17 protein-coding genes are annotated in these 19536 nt (G+C 39.4%); 8 read left to right on the top strand and 9 right to left on the bottom strand.

Annotation, left to right across the window (positions count from 1 at the left end; all coding sequences use genetic code 11):
* From rpsB to ACR2F7_RS11825, 6 genes are all read left to right on the top strand, one after another.
* Positions 1 to 751 (top strand): 30S ribosomal protein S2 (gene rpsB, locus ACR2F7_RS11850; RefSeq protein ID WP_432713769.1); only part of this gene is annotated, 751 nt, incomplete at its 5' end.
* 99 nt (positions 752 to 850) lie between these two features.
* The gene (gene tsf, locus ACR2F7_RS11845; RefSeq protein WP_432713768.1) at positions 851 to 1687 is read left to right on the top strand and encodes a translation elongation factor Ts; all 837 of its coding nucleotides are present in this window, start codon (positions 851 to 853) and stop codon (positions 1685 to 1687) included.
* Between the two features lie 90 nt (positions 1688 to 1777).
* Positions 1778 to 2899 (top strand): N-acetylglucosamine-6-phosphate deacetylase, encoded by a 1122-nt coding sequence (gene nagA / locus ACR2F7_RS11840; RefSeq protein ID WP_432713767.1) that lies wholly within the window; start codon positions 1778 to 1780, stop codon positions 2897 to 2899.
* A 23-nt stretch (positions 2900 to 2922) separates the two neighbouring features.
* A complete protein-coding gene (pyrH, locus tag ACR2F7_RS11835) occupies positions 2923 to 3630 on the top strand; it encodes a UMP kinase (RefSeq protein ID WP_432713766.1) in 708 nt (235 codons plus the stop codon).
* A gap of 38 nt (positions 3631 to 3668) precedes the next feature.
* Positions 3669 to 4232: a ribosome recycling factor gene (gene frr, locus ACR2F7_RS11830; RefSeq protein ID WP_432713765.1), complete on the top strand. Its 564-nt coding sequence runs from the start codon at positions 3669 to 3671 to the stop codon at positions 4230 to 4232.
* Positions 4233 to 4309: 77 nt separating this feature from the next.
* Entirely contained in the window at positions 4310 to 6058 is a 1749-nt protein-coding gene (locus ACR2F7_RS11825) for an ABC transporter ATP-binding protein (RefSeq protein ID WP_432713764.1), read from the top strand.
* 69 nt (positions 6059 to 6127) lie between these two features.
* Here ACR2F7_RS11825 and ACR2F7_RS11820 read toward each other — a convergent pair whose 3' ends face one another.
* The 4 genes from ACR2F7_RS11820 to ACR2F7_RS11805 form a co-directional block, all read right to left on the bottom strand.
* Positions 6128 to 6760, bottom strand: coding sequence for a thiamine phosphate synthase (locus ACR2F7_RS11820; RefSeq protein WP_432713763.1), 633 nt, complete (start codon positions 6758 to 6760; stop codon positions 6128 to 6130).
* An 82-nt stretch (positions 6761 to 6842) separates the two neighbouring features.
* Positions 6843 to 9287 (bottom strand): TonB-dependent receptor, encoded by a 2445-nt coding sequence (locus tag ACR2F7_RS11815; RefSeq protein WP_432713762.1) that lies wholly within the window; start codon positions 9285 to 9287, stop codon positions 6843 to 6845.
* Between the two features lie 252 nt (positions 9288 to 9539).
* Positions 9540 to 10085: an AAA family ATPase gene (locus tag ACR2F7_RS11810; RefSeq protein WP_432713761.1), complete on the bottom strand. Its 546-nt coding sequence runs from the start codon at positions 10083 to 10085 to the stop codon at positions 9540 to 9542.
* Positions 10086 to 10210: 125 nt separating this feature from the next.
* Positions 10211 to 10735 carry a hypothetical protein gene (locus ACR2F7_RS11805; protein WP_432713760.1) on the bottom strand — a complete coding sequence of 175 codons (525 nt, stop codon included), beginning with the start codon at positions 10733 to 10735 and terminating at the stop codon, positions 10211 to 10213.
* Positions 10736 to 10853: 118 nt separating this feature from the next.
* Between ACR2F7_RS11805 and ACR2F7_RS11800 the strand changes: the two genes are divergently transcribed.
* Together ACR2F7_RS11800 and carB are read left to right on the top strand one after the other, a co-directional pair.
* Positions 10854 to 11168 carry a carboxypeptidase regulatory-like domain-containing protein gene (locus ACR2F7_RS11800; protein ID WP_432713759.1) on the top strand — a complete coding sequence of 105 codons (315 nt, stop codon included), beginning with the start codon at positions 10854 to 10856 and terminating at the stop codon, positions 11166 to 11168.
* A 133-nt stretch (positions 11169 to 11301) separates the two neighbouring features.
* A complete protein-coding gene (carB, locus tag ACR2F7_RS11795; protein WP_432713758.1) occupies positions 11302 to 14118 on the top strand; it encodes a carbamoyl-phosphate synthase large subunit in 2817 nt (938 codons plus the stop codon).
* A gap of 82 nt (positions 14119 to 14200) precedes the next feature.
* Here carB and ACR2F7_RS11790 read toward each other — a convergent pair whose 3' ends face one another.
* The 5 genes from ACR2F7_RS11790 to ACR2F7_RS11770 all read right to left on the bottom strand — a co-directional run bounded on the left by ACR2F7_RS11790 (position 14201) and on the right by ACR2F7_RS11770 (position 19391).
* Positions 14201 to 14851, bottom strand: a complete 651-nt coding sequence (locus tag ACR2F7_RS11790) for an NAD(P)-dependent oxidoreductase (RefSeq protein ID WP_432713757.1) — start codon at positions 14849 to 14851, stop codon at positions 14201 to 14203.
* Positions 14852 to 14894: 43 nt separating this feature from the next.
* Entirely contained in the window at positions 14895 to 16274 is a 1380-nt protein-coding gene (radA, locus tag ACR2F7_RS11785; RefSeq protein WP_432713756.1) for a DNA repair protein RadA, read from the bottom strand.
* Positions 16275 to 16403: 129 nt separating this feature from the next.
* Entirely contained in the window at positions 16404 to 17954 is a 1551-nt protein-coding gene (locus ACR2F7_RS11780) for an Rne/Rng family ribonuclease (RefSeq protein WP_432713755.1), read from the bottom strand.
* A gap of 268 nt (positions 17955 to 18222) precedes the next feature.
* Positions 18223 to 19086 carry a tetratricopeptide repeat protein gene (locus ACR2F7_RS11775; RefSeq protein ID WP_432713754.1) on the bottom strand — a complete coding sequence of 288 codons (864 nt, stop codon included), beginning with the start codon at positions 19084 to 19086 and terminating at the stop codon, positions 18223 to 18225.
* Positions 19087 to 19088: 2 nt separating this feature from the next.
* Positions 19089 to 19391 carry an HU family DNA-binding protein gene (locus ACR2F7_RS11770; protein ID WP_339591162.1) on the bottom strand — a complete coding sequence of 101 codons (303 nt, stop codon included), beginning with the start codon at positions 19389 to 19391 and terminating at the stop codon, positions 19089 to 19091.
* Between the last annotated feature and the right edge of the window lie 145 nt (positions 19392 to 19536).

Here is a 19536-nt window from a genome sequence, read left to right as displayed (position 1 = left end):
CCCTAAGATGGCGCCCTACATTTTCATGGAGCGTAATGGAATCCACATTATAGATTTAAACAAGACTTTAACTAAAACTGAAGAAGCTGCTTCTGCGATTAAACAAATCGTAAAATCTGGTCGCAAGATCTTATTTGTAGCTACTAAAAAACAAGCTAAAGAAATTGTTGCTGAACAAGCAAAAAAAGTAAACATGCCTTTCGTAACTGAACGTTGGTTAGGTGGTATGTTAACTAACTTTCAAACTGTACGCAAGTCCATCAAAAAGATGTCTAACATCGATAAGATGACTAAAGATGGTACTTATTCGATTCTTTCTAAAAAAGAACGTTTAATGATCCAACGTGAGCGTATCAAATTAGAAAGCTTATTAGGTGGTATTGCGGACTTAAACCGTTTACCAGCTGCTATCTTTTTAATTGACGTTAAAAAAGAACACATCGCCGTTAGCGAAGCGTTGAAATTAAACATTCCAACTTTTGCAATGGTAGATACGAACTCTGATCCTTCAAACATTGATTTCCCTATTCCAGCGAATGATGATGCAACTAAATCTATCTCTTTAATTACTGATGTTATCATCAAAGCAATTGAAGAAGGTTTAGATGAGCGCAAACGTGAGAAAGACGATGAAGCTGAAAAAGAAGCTGTTGCTGCTAAAGCTGCTGCTGATGCTCCGGAAGTTAAAGAACCAGGAGAAAGAAAAAGAAAAGTGAATGCTGATACTGAAGAAGGTACAAGCGAAGCGTAAATAAATAGATAATGGGTTGTGTATTGTGTGTTGGAGGGAATACTGACGACTATCAATATACAACCCATCATTTTTTAACCAAAATTTAAAACATATAAAATGTCATTACAAATCACTGCTGCAGATGTAAATAAATTACGCCAACAAACCGGTGCCGGTATGATGGACTGCAAAAAAGCATTAACAGAAGCAAACGGCGATTTTGAAGCAGCCGTTGATTACTTACGTAAAAAAGGTGCTAAAGTTGCCGCTAGTCGTCAGGATCGTGATTCTAACGAAGGTGTTGTTATCGCTAAAGCTACAGCAGACGGAAAACGTGGTATTGTGATTGAATTAAACTGCGAAACTGATTTCGTAGCTAAAAATGCTGATTTCGTTGCCTTAGGTAATAAATTTGCTGACTTAGCGATTGAAAAAAACCCAGCTAGTTTAGAAGAATTATTAGCACTTGAAATTGATGGTACTAAAGTTTCTGATATCATTGTTGAAAACACTGGTAAAATTGGTGAGAAAATTGGTATCTCTAAATTTGAAACTGTTACAGGTGAAAAAGTTGTTCCTTACATCCACGGTAACTACCGTTTAGGTGTTTTGGTTGCTTTAAACCAAGACGTTGCTGGTGTTGACGAAGCAGGAAAAGATGTTGCTATGCAAATTGCTGCAATGAACCCTGTTGCTTTAGATAAAGATGGCGTTGATTCAACTACCATTGAGCGTGAAACTGAAATCGCTAAAGAACAAATCCGTGCTGAAGGTAAACCAGAAGCAATGATTGAAAAAATCGCTGCTGGTAAATTGAATAAATTCTACAAAGACAATACTTTGTTGAACCAGGAATTTGTTAAAGATTCATCTAAAGATGTTCGTAAATTCTTAAACGATACAGCTAAAGATTTAACTGTTACTTCATTCAAGCGTGTACAATTAGGCGCTTAAGCTTTAATTGAGCTCAACTTATAAAATGTAAAAAAGTCCCACAAGGGACTTTTTTTATGCCTTATATTTAGGATTATTAAATCTCCCTTCATGTTAGCCATCCGCAATTGCAAATTTTTTGTAGACCACCAATTACTCACCAATCAAACCGTATGGATAGAGGACGGTAAAATCAAGAATTTCAACCACACTGAAATTACAACTGATCACCAGGTAATCGATGCCCAGGGCCAATATTTAAGTCCGGGTTTTATAGATCTGCAGATTTATGGAAGTGGGGGTAATCTATTTTCTGCTTACCCTACGGTAGAAACACTGCGTCAAATGGATGCTGATTTAATCAGCAAAGGAACTACTGGTTTTCTGGCTTGTTTAGCCACCAACACCATGGAGGTTTTTTACCAGGCCATTGATGCTGCTAAAGCTTATAGAAAGGATGCAAAGGCTTTTATAGGTTTACATTTAGAAGGTCCTTTTCTGAATCCAAAAAGAAGAGGCGCACATATAGAATCCTTAATTTGCAAGGCAGAGCTGCAGGAAGTAAAGAAATTAATAACCTATGCGGAGGGCACAGTTAAAATGATGACGCTTGCAGCAGAGCTGCAGGATGAAGAAGTGATCCAATATTTACTGCAACAGGGAATTATTTTATCTTTAGGCCATAGTGATGCTACTTTTGAAGAGGCTAATGCAGCCTATGCACAAGGATTTAGCACCACCACACACTTGTTTAATGCTATGCCTTCCATCCACCACAGGGCACCCAATTTACCTGTTGCCGTACTTAATCACCCTACCGCCATGGCAAGTGTCATTGCCGATGGCCATCATGTTCATTTCGAAGTGGTAAAAATGGCTTCTCAACTGATGAAAGAACGCCTGTTTCTGATTTCAGATGCCGTTTCTACCTGCCATATCGGCCCTTATCAGCACCGTTTAAAAGATGGAAAATTTGTGACTGCTGATGGTACTTTATCAGGGTCAAACATCACCATGCTGAATGCAGTGTGCAATTGCGTCCAGCATTGCAGCATTCCAATTTCCATGGCCATCAATATGGCTTCATTGCAACCATCAAAGCTGCTTAAAAAAGAGGCATCTTCAGGCTCCATTGCCGTAGGAAAAGCAGCAGATTTACTCCTCTTTAACGACGATTTTAAGTTGCAAAGGGCATTTGTTGCCGGAGTTGAACATTTGATCGCTAATAATTAAAACAAATAGCTATTTTTGAACTCATGAAGTATAAAAGGATCCTTTTAAAGTTAAGCGGCGAATCGCTGATGGGCGATAAGCAATACGGAATTGACAATGAGCGTGTTAGGCAGTATGCAGAGGATATTAAAGCAGTTCATGCCCGGGGGCTTGAAATAGCTATTGTAATTGGCGGAGGGAACATATTCAGAGGTTTAAGTGCAGAAAAGTCTGGAATGGACCGTGCACAGGCCGATTATATGGGTATGCTGGCTACAGTAATCAACAGCATGGCTTTGCAAGATGCTTTAGAAAAAGTAGGCTTAAAAACCCGCTTGCTTACCGCTATTAAAATGGAACAGATCTGTGAGCCTTTTATTCGCCGCAGAGCCGTTAGACACTTAGAAAAAGGCCGTGTGGTTATCTTTGGTGCCGGTACTGGAAATCCTTACTTCACGACAGATTCTGCAGCTGCTTTAAGAGCCATTGAAATTAAAGCTGACGTGGTTCTAAAAGGAACCCGTGTAGATGGAATTTATACTGCTGATCCTGAAAAGGATACTACTGCCACCCGTTACTCTCAAATTTCTTTCAAAGAAGTTTATGCTAAAGGGTTAAATGTAATGGATATGACTGCTTTTACACTTTGTGAAGAGAATGAACTTCCTATTATTGTGTTCGACATGAATAAAGCTGGTAATTTTATGAAAATTGCGGAAGGCGAGGAAATCGGAACACTGGTAAAAGTATAATTTAAAATAATTATTAATTTGCACAAACAATACAGATTATGAATGACCTCATAAAGAAACAATTACAAGATGCACAGGCAACAATGGATAAGGCAATTCTTCATTGTGAGTCTGAGTTGACTAAGCTTCGTGCTGGTAAGGCTTCTGCAGGGATGCTTGATGGCATCATGGTAGATTACTACGGCAACCCAACTCCTTTGAGTCAAGTGGCTAGCATCAACACACCAGATGCACGTACTTTGCTGATTCAACCTTGGGAGAAAGCTTTATTAACCCCTATTGAGCGTGCCATTATGGAAGCTAATATTGGCATTAACCCACAAAACGATGGTATCATCATTCGTCTTGTAGTGCCGCCTTTAACTGAAGAACGCAGAAGGGAATTAGTGAAAAGAGCTAAAGAAGAAGCTGAAAGAGGTAAAATCGCTATCCGTAACATCCGTAAAGATGCGAACGAAAAGATCAAAAAATTGAAGGGTGATGCTGTTTCTGATGATGAAATCAAAACTGGTGAAGCAGAAGTTCAAAAGATTACCGATGTTTATATTGTAAAAGTTGATAAACATATGGAAGCAAAGGAGAAAGACATTATGACGGTATAATCATCCGTTTATAATCTTTATATAATAAAAAGGGAATATGGTGAAAGCTATATTCCCTTTTTCTATTTTTGCTTTTCATGAATCTACTTTTTTCGTACCTCAAAAAACACCAATGGGTAGTTGTGCTAGCCTTGGTCCTTGCCGCCATCAACATAGGTTTTTCTTTACTTGATCCTTATATTACCGGAAGAATTGTTGATCGGTTTATTGAAAAAAAAGATGAACTCAGCAGGAGTGAGTTTGTCTGGGGGGTGCTGAAGCTGGTAGGATTAGGAATTGGTGCCGCCATGGTTTCCCGGATTGCCAAAAACTTCCAGGATTATTTTACCAGTATCATTGTCCAAAAAGTAGGGGCCCGCATGTATGCTGATGGCTTAAAGCACTCCTTGGAGCTGCCATACCAGGTTTTTGAAGACCAGCGGAGTGGTGAAACCTTAGGCATCTTGCAAAAAGTACGTCTCGACTGTGAGAAATTCATTACTTCTTTTATCAGCGTTATTTTTGTGAGCTTAATAGGAATGGTCTTCGTTATTGTCTATTCTTCTTCTGTCAGCTATAAAGTTACCCTGATTTATTTTTCTGCCATCCCTATCATCAGCTTTGTGAGCTGGTTTTTAAGTAAAAAAATCAAAACCATCCAAAGGGTAATCATTGGCGAAACCACTGCTTTGGCGGGTTCTACCACCGAATCTTTAAGGAACATAGAATTGGTGAAGAGCCTTGGCCTGGTAAACCAGGAAATTGAAAGGCTCAACAAAACCACTTATCAGATCTTAGCCTTAGAGCTCAAAAAGGTTAAATATGTACGCAGTATGAGCTTTGTGCAAGGTACCACTGTAAATTTTGTACGAAGCTCCATGGTTGTGGTGTTACTCATCCTGATCTTTGAAAATACCATTTCACCGGGCGAATATTTTTCTTTCCTCTTTTACTCTTTCTTTTTATTTGGCCCCCTGCAGGAGCTTGGTAACGTTATTTTATCATGGCGAGAGGCCGAAGTATCACTGGGTAATTTCAAACGGATTCTGAGCACCCCTATAGATCAAAAACCTGTAAACCCTGTTCAGCTGGAGAAAATCAGCAAGCTTTCTTTTGAAAATGTCAACTTCCGTCATTTAACAGGAAAAAGCAATGCTTTGAATAACATCAGCTTTAACTCTTTTAAAGGAGAAACCATTGCCTTTGTTGGCCCTTCAGGGTCTGGTAAAACTACCCTTGTTAAGTTATTAGTAGGACTATATCAGCCAAAAGAAGGACAGGTATTATACAATGAGATTAGTAGTGATCAGATAGACCTTGACCAGTTGCGTGAAAAAATTGGTTTCGTTACCCAGGATACGCAATTGTTTTCTGGCACCATCAGGGAAAACTTATTGTTTGTACGACCCACTGCAACAGACGAAGAATGTTTACATGTGCTCCAACAAGCGGCTTGTCAGAATTTAATGGCCAGGGCAGAGAAAGGTCTTGATACAGTAATTGGTGAAGGCGGTGTAAAAGTTTCAGGTGGTGAAAAACAACGTTTATCTATTGCCCGTGCTTTGCTGCGTAAACCAGATATTCTTGTTTTCGATGAGGCCACATCTTCTTTAGATTCACTGACGGAAGAAGAAATTACCGCTACCATCCGTGAGATATCAGAGCAAACCAGTCATATCACCATTTTAATCGCACATCGCTTGTCGACCATTCGTCATGCCGACCGTATCTACGTATTAGAAAAAGGTCACATCATTGAACAGGGTAAACATGATGACCTGCTGGAAGAGAAAGGTTTATATTATGCCATGTGGCGTCAGCAAGTAGGAGAGAGGGTAGAAATCTAAATCTAAAATCCTGCATCATAGTTCTATGATACAGGATTTTTAACGTGATATATGCTAAAAATGCGGCAGTTAAAGCAGCAAATTATAAAATTCACTATAAGCATCCCGAAGGTCTTCTGCCTGGTTAATGGCAGCAGAAGCGGCAATGCCAAATACACCGGTTTGCAACAAGGGCTTTACATCGTTTAAAGTTACCCCACCCACGGCAAGAATAGGCAAATCGATATTCAATTCTTTTAAAGCTGCCATGCCTTCCTGATAACCATTTAAGCCTAACAGGGGGGCATTATTTGGTTTTGTAGTCGTTATATTAAAAGGACCAAAACCTGCATAATCAACACCTTCTTTGGCTAGCCTCATCAACCCTTCAACAGTATTGGCCGAGCCCCCAATAGTTGTTTCTTCACCGAGCAGTTGCCTTAAAGCTACAAAATCTGCGTCCATGTCCTCCATGTGGAAACCCTGAATATCAGCTTTCCCTTTAAATTGAACATGATCCGTAACGATCAGGGTGGCACCCCAATCGTCACAAATTTCCGCAATCTGGTTAATTTCATTTAACAAATCTTCCTCTGTTTTAGTCAAACAGCGATATTGTATCCATTTTGCACCTGCCTCACAGGCCAATTGTGCTTGTTGCACATGACTTAATTCAGGTAGGTCATGGGTAATGAAATGTAGCTTTTCTATATATTTTTTCATCTATTGTTTGTCTTTGGTCAGAGGAAGCTGTTTGTCTTTGTTTAAAAATGAAGCGCTAACATTAACCCAAACCTATTTCAGCTTAGAACTTCAAATTTAGCGAAAGTAAGAAGTTTGTGCCCGCCTGAGGGAAATAAAAGTTCTCCCTGGTGGTTACACCCTGGTATATAGATCCGTAGGTGTAGCCATTGCTTTCGTACTTTTTATTAAACACATTGTTCACCAGCAAGCCCAGGTTTACCTTTTTAATGCCAAAGGCCGTAAAATCATATCCCGTACGCAGGTTACTTACAAAATAGCCTTTCAGCTTTCTGGTCTCCTCCTGTGTATTATCTAAATACTGTTTACTCACGTATTTGTTTTGCAGGGCAATGGCAAAGCCAGTAAAGGGTTGATAAGCCAGTTCAGCAAATAATACTGCCGAAGGAGAGAAGCTGATAGCTGTACTTTTATAATTTGTTTCTACCGTATTAGTGATGTTCCCATCATCATCGTACTCATACAAGTAATCAACATAGTTGCTGATTTTATTTTTGCTGAAGGCCGCATTGGCATTTAAAATCAGCTTGCTGCTTAAAGTATATGCAGCATCAAGTTCTACACCAATTCTATAGCTGTCCTCTACATTCTGCCTCATGGAAGCACCTACGTCATTGATTTTGCCCGTAACCACCAATTGGTCTTTATAAAACATGCCATAAGCATTTACACCTGCATTCAGGTTTCCACTATTGATGCGATAGCCCAGTTCGGTGTTATATAAACGTTCGGGCCTTGGAAATAATCCCGGGTTGGCACTCACATAATCATCACGCTTTGGCTCTTTATTGGCTACACTTAATGATAAATAGACATTGCTTTTGTCATTGACGAAAAACGTCGCCCCAACTTTAGGGTTAAAGAAATCCATTTTATCTTGCAGGTCAAGGAAATTCAGTTTATTCTCTGTGCCCAGCACCGCGTAGTTAATGCTACGGTATTGCAGGTCTGCAAAGAGACTTACTTTTTCCGTCGGACTATAACTCACTTTACCGTACACATTGAAATCTGTTTTATCACCCTCATTGTCGTAATAATGATCTCCATAATTACCGTTAGCGGCATATTGTGCCCAGATGATTTCGCCAAAGTGTTTGCCCTTATACTCATTATAAGCACCGCCTAAAGTAAAACTCAGGTTAGCCTGTGGCTGGTAAACAAAGTTATAAGTAACGCCATAAAAGTCATTGTCAAGCCACCTTCTGCGAATTAAATCTGTCTTAGTGATAGCCGTTGTGCCGGTGCCAACTGGGGCTAGGCCATAGCTTGCCAGTTTTTGGTCCTCTTTGAATTCTTCATAATAACCGCGGCCATCCGTATAATGCAGGGCACCATTAAAAGAGAACTTGTCGGTAAACTGCCTGGCATACAACAACTGGTAATGATTTTGCCAATAATTGTCTGTTTGATCCTTATAGGTAAAAGAGTTATAGGTTCTGCTGTTGGAATTCAATAGCAGCTGGGCGTCGGCCTCACTGAGGTAATTTCTGTCGATGTAAGCTTGCATGCCTGCCACATCACCATTTAGCCGTGCTTCTGGAATACCATTCCAGGCCTGATAGGTTTTTTCTGCACCCGCAAAGACATTCAGGCGTAAGAGGTCTTTTTTACCCTGGTAAGCACCAGAAAGAAAGTACGACTTCAAATCTGCGCTGCCACGGTCAACAAATCCATCTGTTTTAATTTGAGAAAGACGGCCATCAAAACTAAACTTACCATTAATAAGTCCTGAACCTAATTTAACCGTATTTTTAAGGGTTCCAAAAGAACCTGCGGAGTTGTTAATTTCGGCAAAAGGTTCAGCAGCAATGGCGCTGGTTTGCACATTAATGCTGCCCCCAAAGGCACCTGCGCCGTTTGTTGAAGTACCTACACCGCGTTGAATCTGAATATTTTCTACCGAAGAAGCAAAATCAGGCATGTTTACCCAAAAGCTGCCCTGGCTTTCACTGTCGTTATAAGGAATGCCATTTACAGTTACATTGATCCGGCTGGCATCACTGCCTCTAATGGTCATGCTGGTATAGCCAATGCCGGCACCAGCATCAGAGGAAACGACTACTCCCGGCGTATTATTCAAAAGAAAGGGCAGGTCCTGACCAAAGTTGTTCTCGCTAATTTCTGCTTTACTTAGGTTTTTATAAGTAGTAGCAGACTTTTCATTAGCACGGGTGCCGCGAACAATGACCTCATCTGCCAGGTAAGCCGAGGCTTTCAGGTTAAAGTTCAACACTACATCGGCATTTAAGGTAATGTTTTTTACCTGGGTCTGGTAACCCATAAAGCTCACCTCTAAAGTGTAACTCCCTGCTTTAACATTTTTAAACTGGTACTGGCCCTGTTTGTTCGCTGTCGTACCCAGGCCTGCGTTTTTAATCCTGATACTTGCTCCAGGTAAATGTTGTTCATTTTCAGAAACGCTTCCTGAAATGTTAAACTGTGCTTTCGTCCATAGCGGCAAAAGCAACACAGCTAAAGCTGCGATCAATAATTTTTTCAATTTTAAAATTGTTTTTAGTAAAACACGCTATAAGTAGGGGTACTTACAGTTTAGTTAAACTCCATAACTCCAATCCCTCCGCCGGCATTATCCGGATCAGGTGCATACATCCGAACGTTTTTATGTTCGATGTAATGGGTATGATCTCAGCCTGTTTTTGTGTTTTTTGACAAAACAAGGCACCCCTTTTGATGATGCAAATCTATAACTTTAATTCACAATAGCAAATCATTCAATTTTTTAAGAATTTTCCTTAAGAAAATCGTCAACTGCTTTTACAGCCTTAGCAAAGCGATCTTCAATGCCGCTCACCACCATATAGTTGGCGCCTAAGGCTTTTAATTCCTGGTGCCATACCGACATAAAATGCTCACGCATATGAGGGAAATCACGCAGGGGATCCTCCTGCCATGGTAAATCAATATCCATCAACAGGTAAAGGTCGTATGGGTGTTTTGGCAATTCATCGAGTACAACTTGTGGCGTGGTGCCGAACATTTCATCACTCCAGATCTTGACCGTCAAAATGGTGGTGTCGCAAAATATAAAGGCTTTTTCAGCTGTCGCTATTACTGTATTCTCCAGGGCAAGCTGTCCGTAAAACATATTAACTTCATCCTGGAGGGTACAAGGAGTGGTTAAGCCGGCACAGTAATATCGTGAATATTCTGCTACCCATTGCGTATGGTAATGCCGGGCTAACGCTGCAGTGATGGTAGATTTACCCGTACTTTCAGGGCCTACAACAGCAATTTTTTTAATTCTTTTGATGGTGGCATTTTCCATGCTTCAAAAGTAAAGCATACAGGGAGATATTTATCAAAAAAAAATCCGGTAGAAATAATTCCTACCGGATAATAAACCAAACAAACTATTTATGAAGAATATCCTTCCGAAGAAGAATGCTTTTATTATAAGGTGGCGTTAGGCGATGAGCTGAAACTCAAAGCAGCCTTAACACTTACATCCGTAGTTACACCATTTCTTAAAACATATTCTGCTCTAATCCTTAAGCTGTTTCCTTTGATATAGTTATCTAAGAAACGTGAATTATCTATGTCTAGTACAAGTGAAGAGCCAATATTTTCTGCAATATCGTTTCGTGACGCTACCATGACTTCACCGCTGCTACCGTTAGAAATAAAGATTTTTACCGACTTAAACATACCCATACTTTGGGTGTTAGGATTAACAGCTGACAGTTTTGCAGAGGCAATTCTTACTTCCTTAATATAACTTGTTCCATTTTGATTGCCAAATACCTCATCGAAGCTACTCGCTGCACTGGTTGCAGAAATAGTGGTATTTGCTTTCGAAGATGCTGGTATAATTAAAGTTGCAGTATAAGGGAAGCTAGATTTAATGATGGACTGTACAGTTGCACATCCGCTAATTCCTATAGTGATGGCTAAAAATGCGATAATTACTTTTTTCATATCACCCTTCGAACAAATTTTGTTCCAAGTGCAGCACAACTGCCAAACATCATCATTTATTTGGTTGGCCACTGATAATTTTGCATCTTTAACAATACCGAGCATTAAAATCTATCTTATGAAATTTTTTAAAATTGCTGCCTTCATCCTGCTGCCTATTGCTTTATTTGCTTTTAAAACGCAATACAGTGGCGCCATACAGGGTAAAATCTCCCCAATAAATGGTTTTCAACAGGTGCTTGTCATTTCAGGCGTTGACACCCTTACCGTGCAAGCCACCAACGGCAGTTTTAATGTTGCTCACTTGCGCCCAAGAACCTATAAAATTTGGATCAAAGCCATTCCACCCCTTAGAGATTCGGTGCTCAATGAGGTTGCCGTTATTGACAGTGCCACAACAGATATTGGTCAAATACAATTGCAACAGCGCTAAGCGCTTATTTTGCCCCTTTTTACAAAAATGTATCATTCTTATGCTCTAAAAGCTTAACTTTGCACCCCGACAGAGAAGTCGGGACATTTCTTTTTCGTATAGAGATTCTCGCGCGCAAAACTTTTAAAGCCATATGCCTAAAGACACTTCCATACGCTCCGTATTGATCATCGGATCCGGACCTATTATTATCGGTCAAGCCTGTGAATTTGATTATTCAGGATCCCAGGCAGCCCTATCCTTAAAAGAAGAAGGAATTGAAGTTTCCATCATTAACTCCAATCCTGCAACAATTATGACGGATAAGGTCATCGCAGACCATGTTTACCTTCGCCCCCTCACGGTAGATTCCATTGAACAGATCTTAATTGAACGAAAAATTGATGCGGTTTTGCCTACTATGGGTGGACAAACAGCATTAAATCTTTGTAAAGAAGCTGAAGAACGTGGCGTTTGGGAAAAACACGGCGTAAGGGTAATCGGTGTTGATGTTGCCGCTATCGAAAAAACAGAAAACAGAGAAGCCTTCAGGCAATTAATGGTTGATATTGGTATTGGCGTTGCCAATTCTAAAATCGCTAATTCATTCCTGGAAGGTAAAGAAGCTGCACAAGAAATAGGATATCCATTGGTTATCCGTCCTTCTTACACCTTAGGTGGTTCTGGAGGTGGTTTCGTGCATAAAAAAGAAGAATTTGATGCTGCTTTAAAACGCGGTTTAGAAGCTTCTCCAACTCATGAAGTCCTGGTTGAACAAGCTGTATTGGGATGGAAAGAATACGAATTGGAACTGTTGAGAGACAGCAACGATAATGTCATCATTATCTGCTCTATCGAAAACTTTGATCCTATGGGTATCCATACAGGAGATTCCATTACTGTTGCCCCAGCAATGACTTTATCAGATCGTTGCTACCAGGACATGCGTAACCAGGCCATTAAAATGATGCGTGCTATTGGTAATTTTGCCGGCGGATGTAACGTTCAGTTCTCCGTTAACCCTGCAAATGACGAAATTATCGCTATCGAAATCAACCCAAGGGTTTCTCGCTCTTCTGCATTGGCAAGTAAAGCTACAGGTTATCCTATCGCTAAAATTGCCTCTAAGTTAGCTATCGGTTATAACCTTGATGAAATTGAAAACCAGATCACTAAAACTACTTCTGCTTATTTTGAGCCTAGTTTGGATTACGTGATCGTTAAAATTCCTCGCTGGAACTTTGATAAATTCAAAGGTGCTAACATGGAACTTGGCCTTCAAATGAAATCTGTAGGTGAAGTAATGGCTATTGGCCGTACTTTCATTGAAGCTTTGCAAAAAGCTTGTCAGAGTTTAGAAATTGGCAGAGCAGGTTTAGGTGCCGATGGAAAACACAACCGCAGTATCGAAGAAATTATGTACGGCCTGGAGCATCCAAGCTGGAACAGGTTGTTCCTTATTAAAGATGCCATGGCTATGGGCGTTCCTTTGGAGTCTATCCGCAAGGTTACCCGTATCGACAAATGGTTCTTATCGCAAATTCAGGATCTTGTACACCTGGAAACAGAATTAAAAAGATATTCCTTAAATAATATACCTAAAGACTTCTTCTTTACTTTAAAACAAAAAGGTTATTCTGATATTCAGATTGCTTATTTATTGGGTAACGTTACTGAAGATGAGGTTTATGACCGCAGAAAGTCGTTAGGCATTAAGCGTGTTTATAAAATGGTTGATACTTGTGCTGCTGAGTTTGCTGCACAAACACCATACTACTATTCTACTTTCGAAGAGGAGAATGAATCCATTGCTTCCGACAAGAAAAAAGTGATTGTTTTAGGTTCAGGTCCTAACCGTATTGGTCAGGGTATTGAATTTGACTACTCTTGTGTGCATGGTTTATTGGCTGCTAAAGAAAGCGGTTTTGAAGCCATCATGATCAACTGTAATCCTGAAACGGTATCTACAGATTTTAATATGGCAGATAAGCTATATTTTGAGCCTGTATTCTGGGAGCATGTACGTGAAATTATTGAACTTGAGCAGCCTGAAGGTGTAATTGTTCAGCTTGGTGGTCAGACTGCCCTAAAAATGGCAGAAAAGCTTCATCAGATGGGCATTAAAATCATCGGTACATCTTACAATGACATGGATATTGCTGAAGATCGTGGCCGTTTTTCTGACTTATTGAAAGAACTTGAAATTCCTTACCCTAGATATGGTGTTGCCGAAAATGCCGAAGAAGCTATTGTTGTAGCTAACCAGGTAGGTTACCCAGTTTTAGTACGTCCTAGTTATGTTTTAGGCGGACAGGGAATGAGCATTGTCATCAACGACGAAGATCTGGAGAAAGCTGTAGTTAAATTGCTGGGTGATTTACCGGGTAACCGTGTGCTGATTGACCATTTCCTTGACAGAGCAGAAGAAACGGAGTCAGACTCTATCTGTGATGGTGAAGATGTACATATCGTTGGTTTAATGGAACATATTGAGCCTGCAGGTATTCACTCTGGTGATTCATTTGCTGTATTGCCTCCGTTTAGTCTTTCAGAACAAGTGATGAACGACATGGAGACTTATTCTAAGAAAATTGCAAGAGCATTAAACGTTCGTGGCTTGCTGAACATTCAGTTTGCCGTGAAAGACAATAAAGTATATGTAATTGAGGCCAACCCAAGGGCATCCCGTACGGTTCCTTTCATTGCTAAAGCTTACGACGTTCCTTATATCAACATTGCAGCTAAAATTATGCTGGGTGTAAATAAATTGAAAGATTTCACCATTGAACGCAAGTTAGTGGGTTATGCCATTAAAGAACCTGTGTTCTCTTATGAAAAGTTCCCTGAAGTACCGAAGGAATTAGGCCCTGAGATGAAATCTACCGGAGAATCTATCCGTTTCATCAAAGACCTTGAAGATCCTTATTTCAGAAAACTGTATAAAGACAAATCGATGTATTTATCGAAATAATACAAGGTAATTTCACAAAAAAGTCCCGTAAGGGACTTTTTTGTTTGCTGTCTTTTTTAATTGTTTAATCAGCTGCAGTAAATTAATAAGCAGCAGTAAAACGTTGTTGCGGATGTTTATTGTTTTCCATTTCATCTACAATGGCTACAGCTAAATCTTGTACAGAAAGAATAGATCTTCCTTCATCATTAAATACCGGGCTATTGCTACCTAAACGGTAGTTTCCTGTGCGTCCAGTAGTGATACCCTGGTGCATTTCAATGGCCGGACTAAAAAAGCACCATTGCAATTCTTTTTCTTCTTTCAGTTGCTGGTAGTAATCTCTTGCTGCTAAAGCCCCCTGTTTATAATCAGCTGGAAAATCTGGACTATCTACCAATTGGTGACCATCAATTTCTAAACTTCCGGCTCCACCTATAACGATCAAGCGTTTCACACCTGCTTCCTTAACCGCTTGTTGAATGGCTTGTGAGCCTGCAATGAAATCACTGTAGATATTCGGATTGGTCCAGCCTGAATTATAAGCACTAATCACAACATCTACACCTTTAATGCCTTCAACCAGGTCTGTAGTTGCTAAAACGTCAATTTCTTTGATGACCAGGTTGTCGTGTTTAAAAGTAATTTTATCAGCATGACGTGCAATTGCGGTAACCTGGTGTCCGCGGTTTAATAATTCTTCAAGAATGCTGGTGCCAACAAAACCACTTGCACCAATTAATGCTGTTTTCATATTTTATAATTTAAATAAATACTAATAAGTTGCCCAATGTAATTTACCCAAATAAAGCACCGAATACATCTTCAATCTTTCCAACGCCAACCACTTCTATACCGTATTTTTCCAGCGTTAAACCTTTGAGGTTATACTTAGAAATAAAAATCTTTTCAAAACCTAATTTATCGGCTTCAGAAATGCGCTGATCAATCCTGTTCACTGCTCTGATTTCGCCAGAAAGGCCTACTTCTGCAGCAAAACAATACTTTGATGGAATGGCAATATCCTCATGAGAAGAGATAATGGCAACCATAATGGCCAGGTCAATGGCAGGATCTTCTACACGGATACCACCAGCAAGATTTAAAAATACATCCCTTGCACTTAACCTAAAACCACATCTTTTCTCCAGCACGGCAAGCAGCATATTCATGCGTTTGGTGTCAAAGCCCGTAGCAGAGCGCTGTGGTGTTCCATAAGCCGCTACGCTCACCAATGCCTGCGTTTCAATTAACATTGGTCTGGCGCCTTCTAAAGTAGCTGAAATGGCAATTCCACTGAGCTCTTCATCCCTTTGGGAAAGTAAAATTTCAGAAGGATTGGTCACTTCCCTCAAACCGGTGCTGTTCATGGCATAAATACCCATTTCTGCAGCAGCACCGAACCTGTTTTTAATAGACCTCAAAATCCGGTAAATGTGGTGCCTGTCGCCTTCAAACTGTAAAACGGTATCCACCATGTGTTCCAGAATTTTAGGTCCGGCAATGGCGCCATCTTTGGTAATGTGGCCAATTAAAAATACAGGCGTATCGGTTTCTTTAGCAAACCTTAACAATTCTGCCGTACATTCCCTCACTTGCGATACACTACCTGGCGTAGATTCGATATGTGCAGAATGCAGGGTTTGAATAGAATCAATAATTACGATATCCGGCTCAAGGCTTTCAATCTGTTTAAAAATATTTTGAGTTGAAGTTTCCGTTAGAATATAACAGTCTGCCGTAGGTTCATTGGTAATCCGCTCTGCACGCATTTTAATCTGCTGCTCGCTTTCCTCACCAGAAACATAAAGGATACGTTTTTTAGAAAGATTTAAGGCCAGTTGCAGCATTAATGTAGATTTGCCAATGCCCGGTTCACCACCAATTAAGGTAACAGATCCGGTAACCAAACCACCGCCCAATACGCGGTCAAGCTCTTGGTCGCCGGTTAAAATTCTTTTTTCTGTAGAAGATTCAATAGTTTCTACCCTGCTAGGCTGGTTGGCCCTGGTGCTGCCATTGTTGCTGCTTTTCCATGCCGGCACTTTTGCCGCTGTTTTTTCAATGACCTCTTCTACAAAGGTATTCCAAGAATTACAGGAAGGGCATTTGCCAAGCCATTTTGCGGATTCATATCCACAACTCTGACAGAAATATGCTGATTTAGTTTTAGCCAATGTATGCTGATTTAGAACTCCTAATTTAACGCTTAATAGGCGAAATTTCGAGCTATATTAAAAAGGACATTAAATAAATAAGCCTGACTTCAATTAGAAGTCAGGCTTAAATGATGCTTTAAACAGGAGTTACAATTTAATTTCTTCGTCTTTAGCAGACAAGAAATGGAACTCTGTAAGGTTGTACGAAGGTACAGCCCTTATTTTGATGCGTTGACCGAATTTGAAGAACCATTTCCATTTCAGGGAAACAATACCTTTTTTAATAAAGGCTTCAATATATGGATGTACACACAGCGTAACGTTTTTCTCATTCTGTTCTTGCAGAATATACGTCAGGTTATTTTCGATATCATCCATCAGGACAATACTTGCTTTAATTTCACCTGTACCGCCACAAGTAGGACATTTCTCGCTGGTAACGATGTTCATCTCAGGTCTTACCCTTTGTCGGGTAATCTGAACCAAACCAAATTTACTTGGAGGCAATATCGTATGTTTAGCACGGTCCAGCTGCATCAGCTCCCGTAAATAGTCAAACAACATTTTACGGTTCACAGGTTTGTGCATGTCAATAAAATCGATCACCACAATACCGCCCATATCACGCAGCCTAAGCTGACGTGCAATTTCTTTAGCGGCTTCTTTATTTACCTGAAGAGCATTTTCTTCCTGGTTTTCTTTGCTCGCTGTTCTATTACCGCTGTTCACATCAATAACGTGTAAAGCTTCTGTATGTTCAACAACCAGGTAAGCACCACCTGCAAGATTTACCGTTTTACCGAAACCATTTTTAATCTGTTTGTCCAGACCGAAATGTTCAAATATGGGTTCTTTCTGCTTGTAATACTTCACTATTTTCTCCATTTCAGGAGATATTTCATGAACATAAGAACGAATGTCTTCAAATAAACTTTGATCGTTTACATAAACATTAGTAAAATCTGTGCTCAGGATATCACGGATCAACGTAGAGGTACGATCCATTTCTCCCCACACTCGTTTTGAGGGTTCTGCATCAGGTAACTTCTTCATGAAGTTTTCCCATTTGGTTACAGAATCCAAGAGATCTTTTTGCAGTTCTGCTACACCTTTTCCTTCAGAGACGGTTCTAATAATGACACCAAAATTCTTAGGCTTTATACTTTCAATAATCTTTTTTAAACGATTACGTTCCGTATTGCTTTTGATTTTTTTGGAGATAGAAATCACATTCGAAAAAGGGACCAATACAATATAGCGACCCGCTATAGAAAGGTCAGAACTTAAGCGCGGCCCTTTAGTTGAAATAGGCTCTTTGGCTATTTGAACAGGGATGACAATATTTTTGGAGACAATTTCAGAAATCTTACCGGCCTTATTAATGTCAGGTTCCAGTTTAAAATTATCTAATAACGTTCCATTAACGGTGCCATTACGCTTTATTTTTGTCAGCTTTAATAAAGATTGCACTTGCGGTCCCAGATCAAAATAATGCAGGAACGCATCTTTTTCATAACCTACATCAACAAACGCAGCATTTAAGCCCGGCATAATTTTCTTTATACGGCCTAAATAAATGTCGCCAACAGCATAGTTGTTGTTGATGTGTTCTTTATGAAGTTCTACAAGTTGTTTATCTTCAATTAAAGCTATGGTTACTCCCGTAGGAGCTGAATCGATAATTAATTCTTTTACCAAAAGCTGTAAATTTAACGGCATCCGAAGATGCCCCATTAACACATGGACCAATAGGAAAACATTGTAAACGAGCAAAATATACGTCGATAAATCAACGTATATTTTACTTGTTTACATTTAAAAAATAAGAGGCTATTTTTTCTTATTCTTGTGTCTGTTCTTTCTTAAGTGTTTTTTACGTTTGTGCGTAGCCATTTTATGTCTCTTTCTTTTTTTACCACTTGGCATAATTCTGTAAATTAAATATTTTAAAAAATCTGTTTATTAATTATTTACTGAGCTCCTCTACACGTTTATCAATGAATTTAGATAACGTTGGATTTGCCGCAAGTTTTTTACTATTCAAATAGGCTGCAATAGCTTCTTTCTTTTTGCCCAGGTTTTCATAGGCTGTAGCCAGATAAAAATAAGCATCTGGTGAAGGCTTCTGTGCAATAATATCATTAAATCTGGTGATGGCTTTATCAAATTGACCTGACTTAATTGCAAATGTGCCTAAACTCATATTTGCTTTTAAGTTTTTTGGGTCTTTTTTAACAACGTCTAACAACATTGTGATGCCTTCCATCGGCATTCCAGCTCCATTTACGATGGTAATTCCCAAACCGGTTTTAGCATCGTTGCTGGTAGAGTCTAGTTTAAGGGCGTTTCTATAGGCCAAATTCGCTTTTTGAAGTAATATAGGCTGCATTACGCTATCCCTGGTTAAATCAAAGGCTTTCATAAACCTTTCGCCAGCATTTAACCAGTTTTTAAATACTGGTTGTTTGGTGGCAATAAGCTCTAAATACACGGCGCTAGGCACGGGTTGTTCAACATCATCCCATTTTAGGGCAAGCTCCTGTGCTATTTTAATCTTCTCATTTTCACCTGCAGCTTTAAAATTGTTCTCCAAGGTAGTAATTTCAGCGGCTATATTGGAGTTTATTGAATTCTTACCAATTGTAGATACTTCTGTTAGATTGATTTCCTGTATAGCAGCAGGAGTTGATGTTGCACCGGCAGCAGGTGCACTGGTGGTTTCTTCTTTAGGTTTAACCAAACCTGTAATATCTCTTGTAAACAAAAATGCAATCAGCAGCACTACTGCTCCAATAATTATAACTTGTTTAGTCCGGATATTTTTAATCATGATTAAGCTTCTACACTAAGTTTTTTTGTGTTATTTTTAACCTTGTCAACAAATACTTTTGCTGGTTTAAAGCTTGGTACATAGTGTTCAGGGATAATAATTGCGGTATTTTTTGAAATGTTACGCGCTGTTTTTTGTGCTCTTTTTTTAACTACAAAACTTCCAAAACCTCTTACGTAAACATTTTCTCCTCCGATCATGCTGTTTTTGATCACTTTGAAAAATGCTTCGACAGTCTCCTGCACATCTACTTTTTCAATTCCTGTCTTTGTTGATATTTCTGAAATAATATCTGCCTTAGTCATATTCTCTATTATTAATTTTTGTGTGTTAAATATTATAAGTGATTTGGGGTTGCAAAAGTATTGCTTTTTAATGAGATAGGAAAATAAAAGATCAATTATTTGTGCTATTCACCATCAGGGAATTGCAAGTTTTGTTAAAACTACG

The sequence above is a fragment of the Pedobacter sp. genome (assembly GCF_045628745.1).
GTDB lineage: Bacteria > Bacteroidota > Bacteroidia > Sphingobacteriales > Sphingobacteriaceae > Pedobacter.
The sequence above is the reverse complement of the archived record's forward strand: the minus strand, read 5'-3'. Positions and strand labels throughout refer to the sequence as shown.